The 24,158-nt window shown below is 40.5% G+C and carries 17 protein-coding genes; 6 read left to right on the forward strand and 11 right to left on the reverse strand.

Annotation, left to right across the window (positions count from 1 at the left end):
* From HMPREF2728_RS06985 to HMPREF2728_RS07000, 4 genes are all read right to left on the reverse strand, one after another.
* Nucleotides 1-6,960, reverse strand: a 6,960-nt coding sequence (locus HMPREF2728_RS06985; RefSeq protein WP_075227458.1) for an SIALI-17 repeat-containing surface protein, incomplete at its 3' end; no start/stop codon positions are given.
* A gap of 237 nt (nt 6,961-7,197) precedes the next feature.
* Nucleotides 7,198-8,052: a bifunctional methylenetetrahydrofolate dehydrogenase/methenyltetrahydrofolate cyclohydrolase gene (locus HMPREF2728_RS06990; RefSeq protein WP_075227459.1), complete on the reverse strand. Its 855-nt coding sequence runs from the start codon at nt 8,050-8,052 to the stop codon at nt 7,198-7,200.
* 132 nt (nt 8,053-8,184) lie between these two features.
* Nucleotides 8,185-8,919, reverse strand: coding sequence for an amino acid ABC transporter ATP-binding protein (locus HMPREF2728_RS06995; RefSeq protein ID WP_070459713.1), 735 nt, complete (start codon nt 8,917-8,919; stop codon nt 8,185-8,187).
* Complete coding sequence (locus tag HMPREF2728_RS07000; RefSeq protein WP_075227460.1) at nt 8,919-9,602, reverse strand: amino acid ABC transporter permease; 684 nt, start codon at nt 9,600-9,602, stop codon at nt 8,919-8,921. The genes HMPREF2728_RS06995 and HMPREF2728_RS07000 overlap by 1 nt, the downstream gene beginning before the upstream one ends.
* 197 nt (nt 9,603-9,799) lie before the next feature.
* On the opposite strand from HMPREF2728_RS07000, the gene HMPREF2728_RS07005 reads away from it, so the two are divergent.
* From HMPREF2728_RS07005 to HMPREF2728_RS07025, 5 genes are all read left to right on the forward strand, one after another.
* Complete coding sequence (locus HMPREF2728_RS07005) at nt 9,800-10,030, forward strand: DUF1797 family protein (protein ID WP_000443576.1); 231 nt, start codon at nt 9,800-9,802, stop codon at nt 10,028-10,030.
* Nucleotides 10,031-10,426: 396 nt separating this feature from the next.
* On the forward strand, nt 10,427-12,679 hold the full coding sequence (locus tag HMPREF2728_RS07010) for an ATP-dependent Clp protease ATP-binding subunit (protein WP_075227461.1): 2,253 nt from the start codon (nt 10,427-10,429) through the stop codon (nt 12,677-12,679).
* 88 nt (nt 12,680-12,767) lie between these two features.
* Complete coding sequence (locus HMPREF2728_RS07015; RefSeq protein WP_045762885.1) at nt 12,768-13,217, forward strand: NUDIX hydrolase; 450 nt, start codon at nt 12,768-12,770, stop codon at nt 13,215-13,217.
* Between the two features lie 63 nt (nt 13,218-13,280).
* Nucleotides 13,281-13,580, forward strand: a complete 300-nt coding sequence (locus tag HMPREF2728_RS07020; protein ID WP_000767183.1) for a DUF1827 family protein — start codon at nt 13,281-13,283, stop codon at nt 13,578-13,580.
* A gap of 226 nt (nt 13,581-13,806) precedes the next feature.
* Complete coding sequence (locus HMPREF2728_RS07025; protein ID WP_075227462.1) at nt 13,807-14,439, forward strand: GNAT family N-acetyltransferase; 633 nt, start codon at nt 13,807-13,809, stop codon at nt 14,437-14,439.
* A 34-nt stretch (nt 14,440-14,473) separates the two neighbouring features.
* Here the strand turns inward: HMPREF2728_RS07025 and metK are convergent, their stop codons facing one another.
* Together metK and HMPREF2728_RS07035 are read right to left on the reverse strand one after the other, a co-directional pair.
* Complete coding sequence (gene metK / locus HMPREF2728_RS07030) at nt 14,474-15,664, reverse strand: methionine adenosyltransferase (protein WP_000003967.1); 1,191 nt, start codon at nt 15,662-15,664, stop codon at nt 14,474-14,476.
* 238 nt (nt 15,665-15,902) lie between these two features.
* Complete coding sequence (locus HMPREF2728_RS07035; protein ID WP_045762883.1) at nt 15,903-16,601, reverse strand: GntR family transcriptional regulator; 699 nt, start codon at nt 16,599-16,601, stop codon at nt 15,903-15,905.
* A gap of 140 nt (nt 16,602-16,741) precedes the next feature.
* Here HMPREF2728_RS07035 and guaA point away from each other — a divergent pair, with 140 nt between their 5' ends.
* Nucleotides 16,742-18,304, forward strand: coding sequence for a glutamine-hydrolyzing GMP synthase (gene guaA, locus HMPREF2728_RS07040; protein ID WP_060955503.1), 1,563 nt, complete (start codon nt 16,742-16,744; stop codon nt 18,302-18,304).
* A 303-nt stretch (nt 18,305-18,607) separates the two neighbouring features.
* On the opposite strand, the gene HMPREF2728_RS07045 is transcribed toward guaA, so the two are convergent.
* From HMPREF2728_RS07045 to HMPREF2728_RS07065, 5 genes are all read right to left on the reverse strand, one after another.
* Nucleotides 18,608-19,951, reverse strand: coding sequence for a DEAD/DEAH box helicase (locus HMPREF2728_RS07045; protein ID WP_075227463.1), 1,344 nt, complete (start codon nt 19,949-19,951; stop codon nt 18,608-18,610).
* Nucleotides 19,952-20,107: 156 nt separating this feature from the next.
* Nucleotides 20,108-20,803 (reverse strand): alpha/beta hydrolase-fold protein, encoded by a 696-nt coding sequence (locus tag HMPREF2728_RS07050; protein WP_075227464.1) that lies wholly within the window; start codon nt 20,801-20,803, stop codon nt 20,108-20,110.
* Nucleotides 20,784-21,794, reverse strand: a complete 1,011-nt coding sequence (locus tag HMPREF2728_RS07055) for an ABC transporter substrate-binding protein (RefSeq protein WP_075227465.1) — start codon at nt 21,792-21,794, stop codon at nt 20,784-20,786. The genes HMPREF2728_RS07050 and HMPREF2728_RS07055 overlap by 20 nt, the downstream gene beginning before the upstream one ends.
* 21 nt (nt 21,795-21,815) lie before the next feature.
* Nucleotides 21,816-22,571 (reverse strand): ABC transporter ATP-binding protein, encoded by a 756-nt coding sequence (locus HMPREF2728_RS07060; RefSeq protein WP_075227466.1) that lies wholly within the window; start codon nt 22,569-22,571, stop codon nt 21,816-21,818.
* A 1-nt stretch (nt 22,572) separates the two neighbouring features.
* Nucleotides 22,573-23,619, reverse strand: a complete 1,047-nt coding sequence (locus HMPREF2728_RS07065) for a FecCD family ABC transporter permease (protein ID WP_075227467.1) — start codon at nt 23,617-23,619, stop codon at nt 22,573-22,575.
* Nucleotides 23,620-24,158: the final 539 nt, after the last annotated feature.

The following is a 24,158-nucleotide window of genomic DNA, read 5'->3' on the forward strand; positions in this document are numbered from 1 at the left end:
ATTCTTAGCTGCCTCTACTGCATTGACACCACCCTTGAATTCTGGGATTTCTACTACTGGAGCTGGATCATCGCCTACTGTGCCAACTGCCTCTGTGTATTCTGGCAATTCATTCTTAGCGGCTTCTACTGCATTGACACCACCTTCAAATTCTGGGACTTCTACTACTGGAGCTGGCTCATCACCTGCTGTCCCGATTGCATCTGTGTATTCTGGCAACTCATTCTTAGCTGCCTCTACTGCATTGACACCGCCCTTGAATTCTGGGACTTCTACCACTGGAGCTGGCTCATCACCCTTACTTGTAGTAATGGCTGGTTTGACCTTAACTTCAACAACTCGATCTTGCGCCTCTGTCGTATCCGTATGAACAGTGGTACGGTTAGATCCTAGAACCTCAACATAATCAACTCTTTCACCCTTCTTACCTTCTGAGATTACACGACGTTCATCTTGAGCTAAGTCATTGTTTTCACGAATAATTTCCTTAAATGGAATTTCAGTCTTGACAACTTCTAAACTTGGTCGTTCGAGAACAGGACTTTGGTCGCCTTCTTCAGGAACAATACGGTGACTAGGCTTAAAGTGAATACGATATTCCTTGACAAGACTACCATCCTTAGCAAGAAGACGAACAAGGCTAGGAAGGTTATCCTGACTAGACTCAACAACCGTTGTCACACCGTGACCACTTGCTTGAGCAGTCACCTGTGGTTTAGTGCCATTTAAGTTCACTGTATAATCTGAAACCGCAGGATCAAAGTTTTCCAATGCTTTTCCAGCAACCGAAATAGTCACTGAAGGAGTTTCCACATCGTTTGCTTTAGCAGGAGAGTAAGCACTAAATTCGACCATTGCTAGACCATTAGTTGTAGATTTACGAGTCATGCGTGCTCGAATAGCTGTTGTCTGAATTGGATCAAAGGTAAATTCGATTGGTTTACCAGCCACGATTTCTCCAGATGTTTTATAAGGAATTTCTTGCCAGTTTTCTGCCTTATTAAATGGATGATCCGCATTTTCTTCATAACGAGAAATGGTACTTGGTTCTGTATAGGCAGGCCCAACATATCTTTCTAATACCATTGTCGCTGGTGCGTCTGTTCCACTGTCCTTAAAGAACTGAATAGCTACTTTTCCAACAGACTGAGGTGTAATCTGACCATTCTTCTTAAAGAGAATTCCCACAGATGTTTCTTGGTCTTTCGGAGTTCGAGACCAGTTAGTCCAACGTCCATCCTCGTTAAAGTGACCATCGTTGATATAGAAAATCTTATCCCGAGAAGCTGCTTGTGTATCATTTGTAGTAGACGCAAAGGCTTTAGAATCTGTCGCATTATTGCTTGCATTCTCAGAGATAACTTGATTACCTTTTGTAACAACTGTTACTTGCATCTTGGTTGTTAAGTCTGTTCCTAGAACATGACCAAGTACTTCAAAGTTACCTTCTTGGGCAGTCGCATGTTCTGGAACTGCATCCCATTGGACAGCAAGGTTAGCTTTAACCCAGCCATCTTGTGATGGATAGTAGACTGTTACTTCGGCAGGCAATTGAAGTTGATCGCCAACATTCAAGGTCTGGGCACTATTTTCCGCAGCTACTGGTTGTGTTGACTCTTTTTCGTCATCACGGAAGATACGATATTCTTTAAGAACAGTTCCATCCTCAGCTTTCAAAATAAGACGTGTCGCACCTTTTTCACTTGTTGCAGGAACAACCGTTACCAAACCGTTGTTGCTGGCTGTGGCAGTGATTTCCTTGCTTGCTTGAGGAATATAATAATCTGTCTTAGATGGATTGAAATGTTCGAGCTTCTTACCATCTACTTGGATAGAAATTTCTGAGCTGGTAGCACTTGGAACCTTACTTCCTAAGATAGTGATTTCTGTTAAACCAACACCAGCCTTTCCATCAGCCTTCTTCATACGCATACGAACAGCATAAGTTTCAACCTTGTCAAATGTAAAGTGGTTAGTTTGGCTTGCGGATAATTGTCCTGGAGCTTTGAGATGTTCAACTTCCTTCCAGTTGGCAGCATTGTTGAATGGATGCTTGGTATCTCCTTGAGCATGATTGACATCGTTTGGAAGATCTGGAACTTCTTGACCAACATAATATTCGATGACATATTCTTTTGGAAGTCCGATAGCTCCGTCTGTGTAGAAATCAACGGAAAGATTATCGACAAATCGTTTGGTCAAATCACCTGAATTACCAAACAAGATAGACGCCCAATCATTATCTGTACCTGTTTGCCATGTAGTCCATCGATTCTTAACATCTGTATTGGCTCTTGAAACTGTCAAGTCGTTCAAAGTATTAGCCGAATCATCCCCACCCGTATTGGATACAATAGCAGCTGGCAATTGAGAACCAGTCCACTGTTTAGAGATATTATTTCCAGCAACAACTTGACTAGAAACACGGACATGGGCCTTGGTAGTCAAATGGCTACCCACTAATTGACCCTTGATTTCATAGATGCCTTCAGTCTGACTAAAGTTCTCAGGAACCTTGTCCCAAAGGACATCTTTATAGACAGTTGTTCCATTAGAATGGTAAGCACGTACGTTAGCTGGCAATTGAACAGTTTCACCCTTAGGTAGTGTTAAACTGATTTCTTCTGCAACCTGCAAACCTTCAACAGTTACATTTGCTAAAGCTTCAATATCTGTACCTTCGACATGACCTTTAAGGGTAAAGCTATGATAGTAACCAAGTTCTTTGGCATCTACCTTGTCCCAAGTTACAGCTACCTTACGAGGCAAGCCCTTATCAAATTCTGCTCCGATTTGATCAGGCAAATTCGGTTGCTGATTGATATCTGTAGAGATAGAAACAGGATGTAGCTTGACAATTTTCTTGTCTACTGTATTTTCTTTTATCACAAGTTCAGTTGCTACAGACTGAGTCTTATCAGTTTGATTGTCAATACGAGGAGTGAGGGTTACACTACCTTTCTTGTAAAGAAGCAAGTTCTGACCATTCACCTCAAGATGACCACCATCAGCTGACTTAACTTCCAAATGGATATCTGACGCTGAAAATTCAGTTTGTGTACCATCTTCATAGTGCCCAATGACATGATAAGGGAGAACTTGGTCTTCTGTTGCAGTCTCTTTTCCTTCAACGCTTACTTCCAAGCGTGTCAAGGCAGGCGCTTCTTTTACAAACTGAATCAAATAAGTTTGAACTAAATCGCCCTTCTGGTCACTCAAAAATACAGAAGCCTGATAATCATTAGCTACTGAAGCTTGTTGAACAGTTACTTGGTAGCCAGTAGTTTGTGCTCCAACACTTGGGATTTTAGCAGTATAAGGAAGGGATACTCGGTAGTAGGTCTTTCCAGGCTCAAAGTTTTCAAGAGACTTGTCACCAACCGTGAGACCTGTAACAGTACTTTCTGTTTCCTTATCACTAGCGATAAAGGTTGCCGTAACCTCGTAGTCATTGCCTTCCAATTTACCAGTTGCTTCAGTACGTCCACCTTCTTTTGTCAAGGCAGATGGATCTTTCAAAGTCCAAGAAACGACATTCGCATCAACCAAGTTACCATCTGACAAAACAGCCGTTACAGTTTTATCCAAATCTTCTGCTGCTGTTCCCACTGGGACTGTTGCTACCTTAGGCAACCACTTATCGAGTGCAACCACCTTAACAAGGGCTTCAGCCTTAGCTTCAATTCCTTCCACACTACCTAGGACTTTTTTCTCACCAGCACTTGCAAGGAGATCTTCTGGAATATCCCAAGTCACAGCTTTTTCTTCAACACTACCATCGCTATAAATAGCTGTCACGGTTTCTGGCAATTTAGGATCTTCGCTGACATCAGTTCTTGCCTTAACAGGAGCAAAAGAGACAAAGTGACGGTTTTCTTTCTTACCTGAAACAGTTGTGACTGTTGCTTGATCAGAAGCTAAACCTGCAGAATCTGCAAAGAGGGTAAATTTCCCTTCTTTTTCAGTGGATTTAACAATGACAACACCTTTACCATTGAAGGCTTTTCTCTGCCATGTGCCATCTTTCTGAGCTTTGTAGCGTTCACGGCTAGCTTGTTCCCCATTATCCACACCGACGATCTGACCTTGCCCATGAAGATTGAAATGAACAAGATTATTAGCAGTTGGAACGACATTGCCATCTTCATCAACGATTTCATAATGGATATAAGACAAATCTTTTCCGTCTGCAGTGATGACATGTTCTTCCTTGGTGAGTCGAACTCTAGCTGGCTCCCCTGCTGTTGTCACACTATCACGCGCAATCTCTTTGCCATTTTCATCACGAGCAATAGCAGTTAAGGTACCTGGTTTATAGTCAACCAACCACTCAAGATATAATTCACTTGGTTTAGCTCCCTCGTGATAAGGGCGCCCATCTTCAGTTGTTTTCTTAACAAATTCTTTCTTACCAAGGGACTCGTTGTTCAAGAACAATTCTACGCTAGCAGCATTTGAGAAGGTCCGAACTGGAACCTTGCCATTGATGAGCATATTACGTTCCTTGAGCGTTTCTTCTGTCCAATTCCAGTGAGGCATGATACGAACAGTTGGTTTTTCTTTGGCACTATACCATTCACTGCGATAGAGATAGAAATCATTCTTAGGCAAGCCTGCCGTATCAATGATACCAAAATAAGAGCTTTTTACTGGTGTATTATCTTGGTTATGCCATGGTGTAGGTTCACCGATATAGTCAAAACCAGTCCAGATGAACTGACCTGCATAGCCAGCACGATCACGGTCAAAAGTCCAAGATTCAGTAGCTGTTCTACCCCAGGCTACACGGTCATTACCATAGTCTGATTGTTCATAGTGACGATTTGGGCGATTGTCGTGCCAGAGTAAATGAGCAGGATCAAAATAAGAATCTCGAGTTCGAGTCGCTGAAGAGGTTTCAGAACCATAAATCAACCAATCTGGATGCGCTTTACGAACTGCATCATAATTCCGTTCCCCATAGTTCATACCAACAGCATCCATGATTGCTGCCAATTCTAAGAACAAGCCGCTTGATCTACTACTGAATTTGTTTTCACCCATGGTCACATAGCGTTCTGTATCGATAGCTTTGATGACAGCTTTCAAACGCTTGGCTATTTCTAGTGAACGAGCACCACCATCAGCCTCATCTACCTCATTACCGAGTGACCACATGATGATTGAAGGATTATTTTTATCTCGTTCAACCATGGTTCTAAGATCAAAATCAGACCATTTTTCACCCTTCTTGGCTTCTGGGTGAGTTGCATCTTGGTCAAAGAAACGTCCATAGTCATAAGTTTTCTTGCCACGATACCAAGTATCAAAGGCTTCTTCTTGCACCAAAAGTCCTAAATTTGCTGCAGCGTCGAGCAACTGTGGACTTGCTGGATTGTGGGTTGTACGGATAGAGTTAACTCCCATATCTTTCAGGAGTTTTAATTTACGATAGGTTGCCTTATAGTTTTCTTCTGCCCCCAAGGCACCGTTGTCATGGTGGATACTAACTCCATGGAATTTCATTCTCTCACCGTTCAAAGAGAATCCTTCTTTGGCTGTCCAGTTGAAATAACGATAACCAAAGGTATCTTCTGTCACATCAACTAGCTTACCTTCTTTATAAACCTTGGTTTTCAGAACATAGAGCTGAGGATGGTAGCTTTTGGTTGTCCAGAGAGTTGGCTTATTAACCAAAATCGTTTGCTTAAAGTCAGCTGTCTCATTTCCTGCTAGACTCTTAGTTACAGAACGAACCAAATCTGAAACAGCCTTACCTTCCTTAGTAAAAATCTGTTGCTCCACAAATACCTTGGCTAAAGTTTTGGCAGTATTTTTGATCTTGCTTTGGATTTGTGTTTCAACGTTGCCATCTTTTTGTTCAGCTAGTTTTGGAGTTGTGATATGATTTCCATTTTCAGCTACCTGCACCTTGTCGCGATAGCTCAGAGTTACATCGCGATAGATACCACTTCCTGAGTACCAACGACTACTTGGTTGCTTATTTGTAACTTGGACAGCAATGGTATTTTCACTACCATCTTTATTTAAAAATTCAGTAATATCGTATGAAAAATGATTGTAACCACTTGGATAATGACCGACAAATTTGCCATTGACATAGACTTTGGAGTCCATGTAGACACCATCAAAGTTGATCCGAACATCCTTATCCTTAGCAGCTTCGTCAACCGTGAAGGTCTTGCGATACCAGGCAGTACCCCCGTTTAATTGACCACCTTCATTTCGGGCAGGAGACTTGTGGTCAAAATCAAAATAGATACTCCAGTCATGAGGAAGGTTCAACTTAGACCAGTCATGAACATCCACATCTTTCTTAGAAAAGTCACCCTGAGCGTTTAGTTTAAAATACCAGTCTTTGTTGAAATTTTGTTTTCTTTCTTCAAGGAGCTGATTTTCTTTTTCCTTCTCTTTTGTAGCTTGAGGTGATTCACTTGCAGAAGCTTTTTCTTCCTTGCTTTTATCATCCGTTACAGGTTTATTTTGATTAGATGTATCAGTATGTTCTTCTCGAACTGCTGGCTTTTCAGAACTTGCTTCTGAAATTGTAGCCTCTTTCCCATTCGCTTCAGCAGCAGGTTTTTCAGTTTTTTCAACTTTGTCTTCTTTAGGGCTGACTACTTCCGCTTCCTTTTCTTCCTTAGGACTTGTTGCCTCAGTCACCTTTTCTTCAGTTGCTGGTTTTGCGGATTCAACCGCATCATTTCCTTCTTTTTCAGTAGCGGAATCTTGTGGGCCATTTTGCTCAGCTTTTGCAATTGCTGCAGCAACCTCATCTGGAAGCTTATCTAAAGGTTGAACTTGATGAATCGTTTCCTCGCTGGGACTTGCTGCTTCGGTTTCAGCTGCTTGAGCCACCTGAAGACCAAATATACTAGCTCCAATCATAACCGAAGCCGCACCAATGGCAAATTTACGAATACTATAATGACACCGTCTTTCAAAAAATCTCTTATCCATTATTGTTCCTTTCCAATATTCTAGTAAGCGATTACATTTTACTCCAAAAAATAAACCTCCCTCTAGACGCTTACTTATTTTATCCATATAAACATTGATGCTTTTAATATATCAAAATAGTAGAGTTTTTTCAATAATTTGTAGAAGTTTTACTGTAATTTTATTAAAAGAAGTGCAAGAAAAAACAAGTTCATTTTTTAGAACTTGTTTCTTCACTATATAAAATCAATGCTTGTATTATCTATCCAAATTACGCAATGCCGCCTGATAAGTCTGCTCCATCAACATAGTAATGGTCATAGGTCCAACTCCACCAGGTACAGGTGTGATATGGCTAGCGATTGGCGCAACAGCATCATAGTCAACATCGCCACAGAGCTTGCCATTTTCATCTCGGTTCATCCCCACATCAATGATAACTGCTCCAGGTTTGACAAAGTCAGCAGTCACAAACTTAGCACGACCGATTGCTACGACAAGAATATCGGCCTTAGAAGCTACCTTGGCAAGATTGTGTGTTCGTGAGTGGGTTAAGGTTACAGTTGCATTCTTAGCTAATAACAACTGGGCCATTGGTTTACCGACGATATTTGAACGACCAATAACGACAGCATTTTTACCTTCTAAGTCAATCCCATACTCATGAAACATTTCCATAATACCAGCAGGAGTTGAAGGAATCATAACTGGGTGACCAGACCAAAGGCGCCCCATGTTGAGCGGATGAAAACCATCCACATCCTTTTCTGGATCAATAGCCAATAAAACAGCTTCTTCATCGATGTGTTTTGGTAAGGGTAACTGGACCAAAATCCCATGCCAAGCTGGATCGTGATTGTATTTGGCAATCAAGTCCAACAATTCCTCTTGGGTAATGGTCTCCGGAACTCGCACGACTTCACTTTGGAAACCTGCAGCTATCGCTGAACGTTCCTTGTTACGAACGTAAACCTGACTGGCTGGATTGTCCCCAACCAAAATAACCACCAAACCAGGAACCAAACCTGTCTCTTCTTTCAATTTCGCAGTCTTTTCAGCCAATTGTCCTTGTAGCTTGGCTGCTAAAGCCTTGCCATCAATAATCTGTGTCATGTGTTTTCTCTTTTCTAACAAATATCTTCTATTATATCAAAAAAACACTTGTCCCTCTAACACTTCTTACCTAAGAGACCTTATAGTCTGAAACTATAAGAAAAAGCCCACTTGGAGCTTTTCATGATATTCTTACAAAACCTTACTCAAGAAATCCTTAGTTCTTTGTTCTTGGGTTTGTTCAAAGACTTGCTCTGGAGTTCCATCTTCGACAACAACACCGTCAGCCATAAAGATGACGCGGTCTGCCACTTCACGCGCAAAGCCCATCTCATGCGTCACGATGACCATAGTCATTCCTGACTTAGCAAGTTCTTGCATAACTGCTAGTACTTCCCCTACCATTTCTGGGTCTAGGGCAGAAGTCGGTTCATCAAAGAGTAGGACATCTGGTTCCATGGCAAGACCACGAGCAATAGCGATACGTTGTTGCTGCCCACCAGACAAACTTTGTGGATAAGCATCTGCCTTATCTGGTAAACCAACCTTTTCCAAGAGCTCATGCGCTCTCTTCTCAGCAACTTCCTTACTTTCCCCTTTGGTCTTGATAGGAGAAAGCGTGATGTTATTCTTCACTGTCATATTGGGGAAGAGATTGAACTGTTGGAAAACCATTCCCATCTTTTCACGCATGGCAAAGAGGTCGTTTTTCTTATCTGTAATGTCTACTCCTTCAAAGATAACCTTTCCTTTTGTCGCTTCTTCGAGGAGATTCATAGAGCGAAGGAGGGTTGACTTACCGCTACCAGATGGTCCGATAATCACCACAACTTCCCCTTTTTTGATTTCAAGATCAATCCCTTTTAAAACTTCATTCTTCCCGAAGTTTTTATGAAGGTTTTCAATTTTTATAAGCGTTTCAGTCATTATTTTTTCTCTCCTTGTCCCATACGATTTTCAAAAGCTTTCAAGGCTAGTGTCAAGATAGAGGTCATAATCAAGTAGTAAAAGGCAGCAAATAAGAGTGGAGTTAAAGGCAAGTAGGTGGTTGTTGACACCGTAGTAGCTCCATTCCACAATTCCATAACACCGATTGCTGACAAGAGTGAACTATCCTTGATAATGGTAATAAACTCATTCCCCAAGGCTGGCAAGATATTCTTGATGGCCTGTGGCAAGATGACATAGCGCATGGCATTTTTAGGACGAATCCCTAGAGAGTAAGCCGCCTCTAATTGACCTTTAGGTACTGCATTGATACCAGCACGAACTGTTTCTGATACATAGGCACCACTATTCATAGAGATAATGATAATACCTGGAATCAAACGTGAAAAATCAACTCCCAAAACTCCAATCTGAATTGTCGGAGCATTGATATGCATAAGAGTAAAAGCAATCATGATCTGTACCATCATAGGTGTTCCACGGAAAATCCAAATATAAACATTGGCAAGCCAAGATATGGGCTTTATTTTCGAACGTTGAGCAAAAGCCAAGACTACCCCTAAAATTGTCCCCAAAAAGACAACCAAAACAGAGATCAAGACTGTTACAAGAGCACCATAGTTAAAATATGGCAGATATTTAGGTAAAAAAGAAAAATTCATAAATCCACTACTTTCTAATTTCTAACTTAAAACTTGTATGAGTATAACATGTTTTGAATAAAAATGCAATCTTTTTTCCTTTTATTTTCAATAAAATTTCAAAGAAAACAGAAATAGCGAGAAATCTTAGTTTTTTCTAGTCAAGTGGATACTCTTTATGGTAAAATAGTAACGATAAGAAATGGAGGAGAATCAAAATGGAATCACATTTGGTTAGAATCATCAACCGCCTAGAAGCAATGACAAAAGATGGTGGTAACTTAAAACGTAACTTTGAGCGCGAGGGAGTTGTTGTAGCTGAAGTTGCTTTTAACCATGATGAAGAAAATGGCCCAATCTTTACACTTCGTGATGTTGAAGCTCGTGAAACATATACTTTTGACAGCATCGACTTGATTGCGATGGAAATTTACGAACTTCTATACTAATAATAGATATACAGAGGTTGGGACAAAAGATCCCGACCTCACTTTTTATTAGCAATCAAACTTTGACGCGGTAGCTGATTGGACTTTTCGTTCGTCTTTTAGACTCCCAAAACTCCTAATCATCTTCGCGGGGCTGGGACTACGAAATCGAAACTTTGTCTATCGATTTCTGTCCCACCGCCTTTCACCAACGAGAATCCTTTTTGTATGACAAATAGGATTTTTTTCTTGCTATCAAAATCTTCTCCAGATTAGCGCTCTACTATTTATAGTGCTAGTATCCAATCTTTTTACTTGAATTGCCCAATAATCATGATATAATTAAATTATATACTTGTTTGACTATTTTTGACCTTTTAGATTTAGTCAAGACTAAGAAAGAAATGAGGTGGCGGTATGCTCTGTCAAAACTGTAAAATCAATGACTCAACGATTCATCTTTATACCAATCTCAATGGGCAACAAAAGCAAATCGATCTTTGCCAAAATTGCTACAAAATTATCAAAACAGATCCTAACAATAGCTTATTTAAAGGAATTACAGATTTAAACAACCGTGATTTTGATCCCTTTGGAGACTTCTTTAACGATCTCAACAACTTTAGACCTTCTTCTAATAACAACAATATCCCCCCAACTCAGTCAGGCGGTGGATACGGTGGAAATGGTGGCTATGGTTCCCAAAATCGTGGTCCTGCTCAAACACCACCACCAATTCAGGAAAAAGGACTCTTGGATGAATATGGTATCAATGTCACTGAGATTGCCCGTCTTGGAAATATTGACCCTGTAATTGGCCGTGACGAAGAGATTATCCGTGTCATTGAAATCCTCAACCGCAGAACAAAAAACAATCCTGTCCTCATCGGTGAACCTGGTGTTGGTAAGACAGCCGTTGTCGAGGGCTTAGCTCAGAAAATTGTTGACGGTGATGTTCCCCATAAGCTTCAAGGCAAAGAAGTCATCCGCTTAGATGTCGTTAGCCTTGTTCAAGGTACAGGTATCCGTGGTCAGTTTGAAGAGCGCATGCAAAAACTCATGGAAGAAATTCGTGAGCGCGAGGATGTTATTCTCTTCATTGACGAAATTCATGAAATTGTCGGTGCTGGTTCTGCTGGAGAAGGGAATATGGATGCAGGAAATATCCTAAAACCAGCTCTTGCACGTGGCGAACTCCAACTGGTTGGTGCTACTACCCTCAATGAATATCGCATCATCGAAAAAGATGCTGCCCTTGAACGTCGTATGCAACCTGTCAAAGTTGATGAACCAACTGTGGAAGAAACCATTATTATCCTTAAAGGCATTCAAAAAAAATACGAAGATTACCATCATGTTCACTATACTGATGGGGCTATCGAAGCGGCCGCTACCCTTTCTAACCGCTACATCCAAGATCGTTTCTTGCCAGACAAGGCCATTGACCTTCTAGATGAAGCTGGTTCAAAAATGAACTTAACCTTGAATTTTGTAGATCCTAAAGTCATCGACCAACGCTTAATCGAAGCAGAAAATCTCAAGGCACAAGCAACCCGCGATGAAGATTTTGAAAAAGCAGCCTACTTCCGTGACCAGATTGCCAAATACAAGGAAATGCAAAAGACCAAGGTAACGGATCAGGATACCCCAATCATCAGCGAAAAGACGATTGAACACATCATCGAGCAAAAGACTAATATTCCAGTTGGTGATTTGAAAGAAAAAGAGCAATCTCAACTCATCAACCTAGCAGATGACCTCAAGGCTCATGTTATTGGTCAAGATGATGCAGTTGATAAGATCGCTAAGGCTATCCGTCGTAACCGTGTTGGACTCGGTACTCCAAACCGTCCAATCGGTAGCTTCCTCTTTGTTGGTCCTACTGGTGTCGGTAAAACAGAACTTTCTAAACAACTAGCTATCGAACTCTTTGGCTCTGCTGACAGCATGATTCGCTTTGATATGAGTGAATACATGGAAAAACACAGTGTGGCTAAACTCGTCGGTGCCCCTCCAGGATACGTAGGCTATGATGAAGCTGGTCAATTGACTGAAAAAGTTCGTCGTAACCCCTACTCACTGATCCTCTTGGATGAAGTTGAAAAAGCCCATCCAGATGTTATGCATATGTTCCTTCAAGTCTTGGATGATGGTCGTTTAACGGATGGGCAAGGTCGTACCGTTAGCTTTAAAGACGCTATCATTATCATGACCTCAAATGCAGGTACAGGTAAGGCAGAAGCTAGTGTTGGATTTGGTGCTGCTCGTGAAGGTCGTACCAACTCAGTCCTTGGGGAATTAGGCAACTTCTTTAGCCCCGAATTCATGAACCGTTTTGATGGTATTATCGAATTCAAGGCTCTCAGCAAGGAAAATCTCCTTCAAATCGTCGACCTCATGCTAGATGATGTTAATCAACGTCTCTCAAGTAATAATATCCATTTAGATGTAACAGATAAGGTTAAAGAAAAACTTGTAGACCTTGGTTATGATCCAAAAATGGGAGCTCGTCCACTACGTCGTACCATTCAAGACTATATCGAAGATGCAATCACGGACTATTACCTTGAAAATCCAAGCGAGAAAAACCTCAAGGCTGTCATGACTAGCAATGGTAAAATCATGATTAAATCAAAAAATAAATTGGAAACAGTTGACTCAAATGACTAATTCCACATACTAAAAGAATGTTCTTACTTGACAGTAAGAGCATTCTTTAATATGATAGAAAGAAAGCGCACACATAAAGGAGAAATTTATGACAAATCCAACCTTTGGAGAAAAAAAAGAGGGTGTAACCTACAAAACTAGATATGGTGTTTATGCAGTCATCCCTGACTCAGCACATGAAAAGATTATCCTCGTTCAAGCTCCAAATGGTGCATGGTTCTTGCCTGGTGGCGAGATTGAAGCAGGTGAAGATCATTTTGAAGCTCTCAAACGAGAACTGATTGAAGAATTAGGTTTTACAGCTGAGATTGGCACTTATTATGGACAAGCAGATGAGTATTTCTATTCCAGCCATCGTGATACTTACTACTACAATCCAGCCTATCTCTACGAAGCTACTTCTTATCAAGAAATCCAAAAACCTTTGGAGGACTTCAATCATCTAGCTTGGTTCCCAATCGATGAAGCCATTGCTAACTTAAAACGTGGCAGTCATAAATGGGCAATTGAAGCTTGGAAAAAACAGCATCAAGTTTAAATTAACTTTTCCAATTTTTCCAAAAAGTGCTATAATAGAAATAGAAACACAGGAGGAAAGCCTATGAAGCTCATCAACACTACTAATTCTCACTCAAACCTTGTTAAAAGCCAACTGGAGAGTACCGACGCTACACTCGTAGAAGTCTACTCTGCAGGCAACACTGATGTTATCTTTACTCAGGCACCGCTTCATTATGAAATCCTCATTTCCAATAAACATCGTGCTATCCGCGAACAAGAAATAGAAAAAATCCAAGAATTTTTCTTGAATCGCAAGATCGAAAAGCAAAATATCGATGAAGCTAATATCAAGACCCTCTACTCTGAAAAATTGATTGAAATCTCAATCCCAACAAAATAAAACTTAGCTATATTTGGACAACACTCTAAAATTCTAACTTTTTAGAGTGTTCTTTGTCTGTCTGATCCTATATTCTAGAATCAGATTCAGTGTTACAGAAAGAATTTTCTAACAATCCTTCAACTTACTAAATTTGGTAATATTTTTGTAATAACTCGGTACTTTAATCAAAAAAATAGCAAATTCTACTATCATTGTTTTGTAACATTAAAAAAGGAGCTCATAAATGGAAAAATTAATATACAGAAAAGCCAGGCTAGACGAATACCAAAAAATTGGAAAAGTAGTAGCCGACAGCTTCTTTGATTATCCATTTTTAACTCTAATCATAGATGATCTCAAGAAACCTGAAAACTATCCTGCTTTTTTAGAACTATTAGAAAGTCTCCTTACTCGCCTCTATATCAAAGAAGAAACCTGTTTAGTAGCTGAACAAGACGGAGAAATCCTAGCTGTCGCCTTATTACAACAAAATGATTTTTCTGTCCTATCTTACTTGCTAAATGGTGTCATAAAACTGTTTCGCTACATTAGCCCACGAAATTTTTTGAAGTATCTTGATTTAGTAGACCGTTCCGAAGAACATTTGAAAAAATCTAATAGCTTTGACTGGTATTTGATGCTCCTTGCAGTTAATTCATCCGTTAAAGGACAAGGAGTGGGCAGTGCTTTTCTTAGAGACGCAGTCGAGCCTTATGTCAAATCCAAGGGCTGCAAGCGCTTAGGGCTCATTACCAGTACAGAAAAAAATGTTCCATTCTATAAAAAGAATGATTATGAATTGCTAGATTTTATGGAGTTAGAGTACGGGACTAAGTCTATTGGAAACTGGGCTTTTTTAAAGACTATCAATAAATAACTAAAAAAGGAGTTGAAATCAACTCCTTTTTACTTTATTTAACTGCTTCTTTCAAGGCATCAACCTTGTCCAAGCGTTCCCATGGAAGATCGATATCTGTACGTCCCATGTGTCCATAAGCCGCTGTTTGACGGTAGATTGGACGTTTGAGATCAAGCATTTGGATGATTCCTGCTGGACGAAGGTCAAAGATTTGACGTGCTGCTTTTTCAAGCTTGCTTTCAGCTACTGTTCCAGTACCAAAAGTATCGATACGAACAGATACAGGTTGAGCTACACCAATGGCATAAGCCAATTGCACTTCTGCTTTCTTAGCAAGACCTGCTGCAACGATGTTTTTTGCAATGTAGCGAGCTGCATAAGAAGCTGAACGGTCAACCTTAGTCGCATCCTTACCAGAGAAGGCACCACCACCGTGGCGTGAGTATCCGCCATAAGTATCCACGATGATCTTACGACCAGTCAAACCTGAGTCTCCTTGAGGTCCTCCGATAACGAAACGACCAGTTGGATTGATGAAGAATTTAGTCTCATCATCAAGATAAGAAGCTGGAATGACTTCTTTGATAACCTTGTTAATCACATCTTCATGAATTTGTTCATTGCTCACTTCTGGATCGTGTTGAGTTGAAATAACGACTGTATCCACGCGCACTGGCTGGTCATTTTCATCATATTCAACAGTAACTTGAGATTTAGCATCTGGACGAAGATAACTAATTTCACCAGACTTACGAAGCTCTGCTAAACGACGAACCAACTTATGGCTGAGTGAGATTGGCAATGGCATGAGTTCTTCAGTTTCATTAACCGCAAAACCAAACATGAGACCTTGGTCTCCAGCTCCAATCAAGTCAAGTGGATCTTGATCAGCATTTCCACGAACTTCCAAGGCTTCATTAACACCTTGGGCGATATCAGGAGATTGTTCTACCAATGATGGGTGAACTCCTACGGTCTCAGCTGAGAATCCATACTCAGTGTTGGTATAGCCAATCTCTGCAATCGTATCACGAACCACTCGGTTAATATCGACATAAGCATTGGTTGAAATTTCACCGAAAACATGTACTGAACCAGTATAAACAGCTGTTTCAGCAGCAACGTGCGCCTCTGGATCTTGCTCTAAAATAGCATCCAAGATAGCATCTGAAATTTGGTCTGCAATCTTATCTGGATGCCCCTCAGATACAGATTCAGACGTGAATAATTTACGTTCTGACATAAAAATGTCCCCCCTTAAAAAATATTCGTTATAGAGTTACAAAGTACTGGTAGAGAATCGATAAACGACCTTCACTACCACCTTATCGGGACCATATAACCTAACTATTATAACACGAATCTTTAAAAAATACTCGTATGATTACTATTTTTCTTAATTGGAAAATGTTTTCTAATCTCAACCAAATAAAAACTCTTAAAGTGGATAGGATTTCCAACTTCAAGAGATTTCTTAAAAACTAATTATTTTCTAGATAAAACTCAAAACGTTCTCCGACGTATTGGCTCTTTACATACTCAAAAGCTGTACCGTCATCAAAGTAAGAAACCTGAGTCAGTCCTAAAATAGCATGCCCCTTTTCTACTTCCAAATAATGAGCAATCTTTTCCTTGGCTAAGCGAGCATAAATAGTCTGGTGAGATTTCCCAATCCGATAACCATGTTTCTGTAAGGTTTGAAAGAAATGCTTGGTTACTTCTTCTTTCTTAAAATTTTTGATAAATTTCTCAGGTATAGAAGCCACCTCGTAGACCACAGGAACTTGATCTGCATAACGAACACGTTCCATCCGAATAATATTTTCAGTGGCCTTGATCCCTAATTTTTCAACTTCTTGCTCATTAGGAATAGTCCGACGATAGGAAATCAGATGACTCGATGGTGTTTTCCCCTGAGCCTTCACAATTTCCGTAAAACTGGTCGTTCCACGCATTTTTTCCTGAACACGAGTACTAGAAACAAAGGTCCCGCTACCCACACGACGCTCCAAAACTCCTTCCTCGACCAAAAGGGAGATAGCTTGACGCAGTGTCATACGGCTAACCTCAAATTCCTCAGCTAAGTCTCTCTCGCTTGGGAGTCTCTCTCCAATTTTCCAATTTCCCTCATCAATACCTTTTTTGATTTGGTCGTGAATTTTCATATAAGCTGGTAACATGCTTGCTCACTTCTTTTCTTTATTTTTTCCATTGTACCCTATCTCATGGGGAAAAGTCAAACTGCACTTGTTTGGTTGGTAATTCTGGGTCATTTATGATAGAATATTCAAGAAGATATTTCTTTTAAGAAAGGGAAAAGATGACCAACATTTCAACTGATTTGCAAGATGTCGAAAAGATCATCGTACTGGACTATGGTAGCCAGTATAACCAACTTATCTCACGTCGTATCCGTGAGATTGGTGTCTTTTCAGAACTAAAAAGTCACAAGATTTCTGCTGACGAAGTCCGCGCTATCAATCCTATCGGGATTGTACTTTCAGGTGGTCCAAACTCTGTTTACGAAGAAGGATCATTTGATATTGATCCAGAGATTTTTGAACTTGGAATTCCAATTTTAGGAATCTGCTACGGTATGCAGCTATTGACTCACAAGCTTGGTGGTAAGGTTGTTCCTGCAGGTGACGCTGGTAACCGTGAATACGGACAATCCACTCTTACTCACACTGAGTCTGCTCTTTTTGCTGGTACTCCAGATGAGCAACTTGTCTTGATGAGCCACGGGGATGCTGTTACTGAAATTCCAGCTGACTTTATCCGTACTGGTACATCAGCTGACTGTCCATACGCATCTATTGAAAATCCAGATAAGAAAATCTACGGTATCCAATTCCACCCAGAGGTTCGTCACTCAGTTCACGGTTATGATATCCTTCGTAACTTCGCCTTGAATATCTGTGGTGCCAAAGGCGATTGGACTATGGATAACTTCATCGAGATGCAAATCAAACAAATCCGTGAAAAAGTTGGAGACAAACGTGTTCTCCTCGGACTTTCTGGTGGTGTTGACTCTTCTGTTGTTGGGGTTCTTCTCCAAAAAGCAATTGGAGATCAATTGATCTGTATCTTTGTAGACCACGGTCTTCTTCGTAAAGGAGAAGCTGACCAAGTTATGGATATGCTTGGTGGTAAGTTTGGTTTGAACATTGTCAAAGCAGACGCTGCTAAACGTTTCTTGGATAAACTTGCTGGTGTATCTGATCCTGAACAAAAACGTAAGATTATCGGTAACGAGTTTGTATATGTCTTTGATGATGAAGCAAGCAAACTAAAAGATGTGAAATTCCTTGCGCAAGGTACTCTTTATACAGACGTTATCGAGTCAGGTACGGATACTGCTCAAACTATTAAATCTCACCACAACGTTGGTGGACTTCCAGAAGACATGCAGTTTGAACTCATCGAACCACTCAACACTCTTTACAAGGATGAAGTTCGTGCTCTTGGTACTGAACTTGGTATGCCAGACCACATCGTATGGCGCCAACCATTCCCAGGACCAGGTCTTGCTATCCGTGTCATGGGTGAAATCACTGAAGAAAAACTTGAAACAGTCCGCGAATCAGACGCTATCCTTCGTGAAGAAATCGCTAAAGCTGGTCTTGACCGCGACATTTGGCAATACTTCACTGTTAACACTGGCGTTCGTTCAGTAGGTGTTATGGGTGACGGTCGTACTTATGACTATACCATCGCTATCCGTGCTATCACTTCTATCGACGGAATGACAGCTGACTTCGCTAAGATTCCATGGGAAGTTCTTCAAAAAATCTCAGTTCGTATCGTAAACGAAGTTGACCACGTTAACCGTATCGTCTACGATATTACAAGTAAACCACCTGCAACTGTTGAGTGGGAATAGAGTAAATAAGTTAAAAAAAGCCTAGAAATCAATATTTCTAAGGCTTTTTATTTTACTTTGATAACATCTTAACAACTAAAAATCTTAATCTTTTCCCACTGCTAAAAACTTTTAACAATTTTGGTACTTTCTTAATTGAACTTTATAGCGTTCCTCTCACTACTCTGCTATTATCGAACAAGCCTGAACTACAGTAGGAAGTATCATTACACTCAATCTCACAGAACTGATCTTAATGTTAAGGAATATCCTTTTCATTGCTCAAAAAAACAGTAAAACCGACTTGGTTCTACTGTTTCAATCTTAAAACGTTTGACGCTTAGCTTTTCGCTCTGCACGTCCACGGGCACGACTTTCTGCTCGCTTGGCTTTGCGACGTTTTTCATCGACAGCCCACTGGATTTTCTTCTTATATCCTGGTTTGACTTTTTTCTTTTTCTTTTTAACCAAGCCAATCATTTCAATGTCCAGTTTTTCCTGTTTCTTTTCACGATTAGCACGACGATCGCGGTCATAGGTATCTTGGAATTCTCCGTCTTTAACCACCTTAGGTACAAACTTAATTCCTAATTTCTCTAACTCACGAATATCAGAGTCGTCACTAGGCTGGTAAAGGGTAATGGCTGTACCAGGCAGACCATTACGTCCAGTTCGTCCAACACGGTGGACAAAGAAGGACAAGTCTTGTGGAATGGCATCATTGATAACATGGCTGACACCTTCAATATCAATCCCACGCGCAGCCAAATCAGTCGCAACTATGTACTCAAAATCAAGGTTCTTGACCTGATTCATGATCCGTTTGCGTTCACGAGGTGCAATATCTCCATGAATCTTAGTAACCTTCAAGCCTTGGGCTGTTAAATATGTATGCAATTCATCTGCACGAGTCTTAGTATTGACAAAAATCATGGCTAGATATGGTTGCATGACTTGAGTCAATTCATAAATCTGGGCATTCTTATCACGACCTTTAGTAGAAATCAACCAGTTATCAATGGTATCTGAGATAACTGTTTTGGTCTTGATTTTTTCCATAACTGGATTAGACAAGTATTTTTTCAAGAATGGTTGCAGTTTTTGTGGAATAGTCGCTGAAAAGACCATAAACTGCAAGTCTTTCGGAAGACTTCCCGCAATCTTATCAACTGTTTCCAAGAATCCCATATCCAAGGTCATGTCGGCTTCATCGACTACAAAGGTCTTAGCCTTGTGAATCGCAAGATCACCAGATTTTACCAAATCATAGATACGACCTGGTGTTCCGATAACAATATGGGGCTGATTGCTTGCCAGTTTTTCAATCTGACGGGCCTTGTCTGTACCACCAACATAGTTAACAACACGAATTTCTACTTCTGAATGGCCTGCAATTTGACGAGCAGCTTGGTAAATCTGAGTCGCCAATTCACGACTTGGAGCTGTGATAACGGCTTGCACACTGTCGCTCTCTTCATCCAACTGTTGGAAAATTGGAAGCAAGAAAGTATGAGTCTTTCCTGAACCTGTTTTTGATTCACCAACCAAGTCTCGACCAGCCAAGACAATAGGAATCAACTTATCCTGCACCTCGGTAGGAGTCGTAAACTTCAACTCCTCCAAAGCTTCTTCTATATATTTTTTAAATTTAAATTTCGTAAATGACATAATATCCTCAATTCTATCTATCTACTCATTATACCACATTTTGATGCATTTCAGTTAAACTTTCGGTTTGGATAATCACTCCGAAATGTAAAAACATACCCGATTAAAGGCAAGAAAAATACTCTCTGTCCATCCTAAACAAAGAGTATTAGATTTTTACGTAAGCTTCCACTCTTTCCTTAGCCAATCACAAAAATGTTGATAGCGTTGATCGAGAGCTTCATGATGCCCATATGCATCAAAGGTGGAATATGTTGAGGGAACTGCTTCCGAAATCAGATCATGAAGTTCCCTTGCAAAAAGAGGAGCCTTAGACAGGCGGTTGGAATGATTGGAACCTTCTGTCTGACCATTTTGCAGATAAATAAGGCTTTGGCTCTGTATCAAGTCATGTTCCCTGCAAAAGTCTATAAAGTCTGGATACCAGAAGGAACCACAGATAGAAAAGATACAGGTCACAGGAAGATGATTACTATAAAGACTATAGACAGCAGCAAGCCCCCCCAGTGAATAGCCTCCATAAGCAATCCTACTTTCATCAATCAAGTAGTCTTTTTTTAGAGCTGTTAGAATTCCTTGAAAGAGCTTCTGATGATAGTCGTCTCCCTTCCCACCAAAATCTGGAGCCCCTTCTTTCAAAGCCTTAGACTGCCAGGGTGTAAAGTCATTCAAGCGATTTTCTGGAACCAAACCCACTAAAATCACAGATTGGGACAGGTATGATAAATAATCCAGTTCCCCATCGTTTAAGAGCACAACTGGGTAGGCTTGTTTAGAATCATAGTTTGAAGGAAGGCTGACCCTAACCTGAATCCCTTCCCAGTTAAACTCCTTATTTCTTGATAAAGTCATTGATTTTTTCAAGGGAATCAATCACTGCTGGACCGTAGTCCATCAACTCATCGTAAGAGATGGTCATGATTTTTTGATTCTTGATTGCTGGTACATTTTCCAAAACAGCATTTGCCTTCATCAAATCCACTGCTTTTTCATCCAACTTTTGATTGCGGTCGCTGGTTACATAGATAATCAACTCTGGATCCATTGATACTAGATTTTCCAATGTCAAGCCAGATGTTCCTGTTGCGACATTTGTATAACCAAGTTGGTTGAGCAAACTTTCTTGAAGGGCTGACTTGTAGGCACCGAAGGTTTCATCGTTATAAGCAACCATAATCAAAGCTTTTTTCTTTTCACCCTGTGTTTCTGGGTTGGCTTTTTTAACCGCATCGATTTTAGCTTGCAATTGCTCTGCGTATTGGTTTGCCTTGTCTTGGACATTGAAAATGGTACCAAGATTCTTCACGTCTTCTACGATATTTCCCAAATCCTGTTGGATAGTTGAAAGTGAGGCTTTTTGCGTATAAACAGGGATTTTATTTTCATTCCAAGCACTGATAGTTCCCATTGACTTTTCAGAGAACATCATGTTTCGTCCCATCAAGGCATCTGGTTCATAAGAAAGAACCGTTTCTTGTGAGACAGATTTTTTATCGCCAATGTGAGGGATGGCTTCAATGGCATCCTTGTATTTACCAGTTACAGCATTATCAGGGTTGAGCATGCCGGCAATTTTATCCTTCAAACCAAGTTCAAGTAGGATTTCAGTTGTTGAAAGATTGTTGGTGATGACCTTTTCAGGAGCCTTTTCAAAGACTTGTTCGACTTCATTTCCTTTGGCATCGTATGTTTTGATGGTTACAGGATAGCTGGTTTCTGTATTAGCTTTTTGACTTATCTCTGCGCTTGATTGTGTGGTAGCTTTTTCTGTTGTACTATTTCCACAAGCTGCTAAAGTTAAAGTAGCTACTGTTAGGAGCAAAATACTGAGTGATTTTTTCATGTTTGTTTTCCTTTTCATTTTTTATAAATAGTGAATCATGGCTTGCTGGTCTTCCGTCCAAGTAACCCTACTTTGGACGCCATAGACAGCCTGCAAAGACTCAGGAGTGATGGTCTCTTTTGGAGTCCCTTGGTAAACAATCTCTCCTTCTTTCATTAGATAGAGATAGTCTGAATAACGACAAGCTAGCTGAATATCGTGTAATACTGCTAGTACATTGATATTAAGATGTTTGACAATGGTTAACAAGTCTAGCTGGTACTTGATATCCAAATGATTGGTCGGTTCGTCTAAGAGTAAAAGTGTCGGTTCTTGAGCTAAGGCGCGTGCCAACAAAACCCGCTGCTTCTCTCCTCCTGACAGAGAAGAGTAGAGTCGATTTCTCTTTTCGAACATATCTACCTTAACCAGAGCATCCTCAACCAAGACAAAGTCTTTTTCTTTTTCCTTCTGTAAGAAAGCGAGATGGGGTGTTCTGCCCAGCATGACAATTTCCTCAACCCTACAATCAAATTGTAACTGATTAAACTGCGTGACAACTGCCATCTGCCTTGCCGTTTCCTTGACACTCATTTGTTCCAAGGGTTTTCCATCTAGAGAAATCAAGCCTTGATCAGGCTTTTCCTGTCGATAGAGGAGTTTCAGCAAGCTAGTCTTCCCACTTCCATTGGGTCCCAAAATGGTATGAAATTGCTTGCCCTCCAGTTTGAGCGAGACTCCTTTGAGAATCTTTTTTTCTCCGATTCCAAAGTGAATATCCTGGCACATTAAATCCATATCAGATCTTCACCTCCCCTCGTCTACTTCCAACCATGTAGATAAAGAAAGGGGCACCTACTAGGGCTGTAAAAATCCCAATCGGCAGCTCAGCATTTTGAATCAAGACACGAGCAAGGACATCTGCCCAAACAACAAATAGTGCGCCGAGCAAAGTAGCTATCGGAAAAAGTCTTCTGTAATTTGTCCCCACCAAGCTTCGTGCCAAATGAGGTGTGATGAGACCAACAAAACCAATAATCCCACAAGTCGACACCAAGATTGCTGTCATTATAGCCACAATCGTCACATAAAGATACCAGTAAAAACGTAGGGGAATCCCTAAGGTCAAAGCCGCCTCATCACCCATCATCATGGCATTAAAAACACGATATTGGGTAGAGAAAAATAAAAAAGCAATTCCCACGATTATAGTTGGCAAGGTTAAGTGAGCCCAGGAAGTCCCCGCTAAAGAACCCATGGTCCAAAACTTGATGGTCATGACACTATCAGCATTAGCGCCAATTGAGATAATAAAGTTTGAAAAAGCCAAAAATAGTGCATTCACAACTGTCCCTGATAAAATCAGGCTTGAAGTTGTCATCCTGCCTTGCATGGAAGCAATCAGAAGGACTGCAACTGTTGCCACAAGCGCTCCAAGGAAAGAGCCAAGACCAATCATGACCTTAAATCCGAGGATGATGCTCAAAGTCGCACCAAAGGTTGCCCCAGCTGAAATTCCTAAAACATAAGGTTCTGCGATTGGATTATTGACTGTTGACTGCATAACGCTACCACACATGGAAAGGCCCGCACCAACTATCAAACCAAGAAAAACCCGTGGTAATCTCATATTCCAAACAATCGCAAGTGTCGACTTAGAAAGGTCTCCTATATCCAGAGGGGCTCCCATCTTACTTAAAATAATCCGATAGGTATCACTCAAGCTAATCTGAACAGACCCCATAGAAACAGATAAAAATAGAGAGACTCCCAAAGCTCCGAGCAACAGAGATAGGAGAAAAACATATCGCAGGTTTTGATGGCTTCCAGAAGATTTGGAAATCATGAAACCCTCCCTTAATAAAATTAAAAATTTAGACAATTTTCATAAATAGTATACCACATTTCCAAATCTGGAACAAGGCTAGAAAGATACAGACTAAAAAGACTGTTGAAACTAGAGAGCTGATTGAGCTCAGGCTAAAATCCTAATGAAACTAAAAAATCTCCCCGAAAGGAGATCTTTCTGGTTTAATTTACCTTACAGTGCTAGGATCCGTAACCGAAGATAATACTGGAGTATATCGAGGTAAGGTGACAAAAATAAAAAGACTACCCAATCGAGTAGCCTTACTTTCAAGATATGCTCAATTGAACACGGCATTAGCACTTGGCAAAAAGAAAAGCTCTCTGAAATCAGAGAACTTTATTCTTGCTGGATAAAACGTTTGTAGACTAGGCGGCAAGCCGAAGATTGTACAAAAATGTTAGTGAAACAAAAAAATCTCCCCGAAGGGAGAAGATCTGGTTTATTTTACCTTACAGTGCTAGGAACCGTAACCGAAGATTATACTTGAGTATATCGAGGTAAGGTGACAAAAATAA

It is taken from the genome of Streptococcus sp. HMSC061D10, assembly GCF_001808865.1.
Taxonomy (GTDB): Bacteria; Bacillota; Bacilli; order Lactobacillales; family Streptococcaceae; genus Streptococcus.

Excerpts from the sequence above, each read along its gene's own strand:
- HMPREF2728_RS06990 (WP_075227459.1), bottom strand. The coding sequence starts at position 8,052 with ATGACACAGATTATTGATGGCAAGGCTTTAGCAGCCAAGCTACAAGGA.
- HMPREF2728_RS06995 (WP_070459713.1), bottom strand. The coding sequence starts at position 8,919 with ATGACTGAAACGCTTATAAAAATTGAAAACCTTCATAAAAACTTCGGG.
- HMPREF2728_RS07000 (WP_075227460.1), bottom strand. The coding sequence starts at position 9,602 with ATGAATTTTTCTTTTTTACCTAAATATCTGCCATATTTTAACTATGGT.
- HMPREF2728_RS07005 (WP_000443576.1), top strand. The coding sequence starts at position 9,800 with ATGGAATCACATTTGGTTAGAATCATCAACCGCCTAGAAGCAATGACA.
- HMPREF2728_RS07010 (WP_075227461.1), top strand. The coding sequence starts at position 10,427 with ATGCTCTGTCAAAACTGTAAAATCAATGACTCAACGATTCATCTTTAT.
- HMPREF2728_RS07015 (WP_045762885.1), top strand. The coding sequence starts at position 12,768 with ATGACAAATCCAACCTTTGGAGAAAAAAAAGAGGGTGTAACCTACAAA.
- HMPREF2728_RS07020 (WP_000767183.1), top strand. The coding sequence starts at position 13,281 with ATGAAGCTCATCAACACTACTAATTCTCACTCAAACCTTGTTAAAAGC.
- HMPREF2728_RS07025 (WP_075227462.1), top strand. The coding sequence starts at position 13,807 with ATGGAAAAATTAATATACAGAAAAGCCAGGCTAGACGAATACCAAAAA.
- metK (WP_000003967.1), bottom strand. The coding sequence starts at position 15,664 with ATGTCAGAACGTAAATTATTCACGTCTGAATCTGTATCTGAGGGGCAT.
- HMPREF2728_RS07035 (WP_045762883.1), bottom strand. The coding sequence starts at position 16,601 with ATGTTACCAGCTTATATGAAAATTCACGACCAAATCAAAAAAGGTATT.
- guaA (WP_060955503.1), top strand. The coding sequence starts at position 16,742 with ATGACCAACATTTCAACTGATTTGCAAGATGTCGAAAAGATCATCGTA.
- HMPREF2728_RS07045 (WP_075227463.1), bottom strand. The coding sequence starts at position 19,951 with ATGTCATTTACGAAATTTAAATTTAAAAAATATATAGAAGAAGCTTTG.
- HMPREF2728_RS07050 (WP_075227464.1), bottom strand. The coding sequence starts at position 20,803 with ATGACTTTATCAAGAAATAAGGAGTTTAACTGGGAAGGGATTCAGGTT.
- HMPREF2728_RS07055 (WP_075227465.1), bottom strand. The coding sequence starts at position 21,794 with ATGAAAAAATCACTCAGTATTTTGCTCCTAACAGTAGCTACTTTAACT.
- HMPREF2728_RS07060 (WP_075227466.1), bottom strand. The coding sequence starts at position 22,571 with ATGGATTTAATGTGCCAGGATATTCACTTTGGAATCGGAGAAAAAAAG.
- HMPREF2728_RS07065 (WP_075227467.1), bottom strand. The coding sequence starts at position 23,619 with ATGATTTCCAAATCTTCTGGAAGCCATCAAAACCTGCGATATGTTTTT.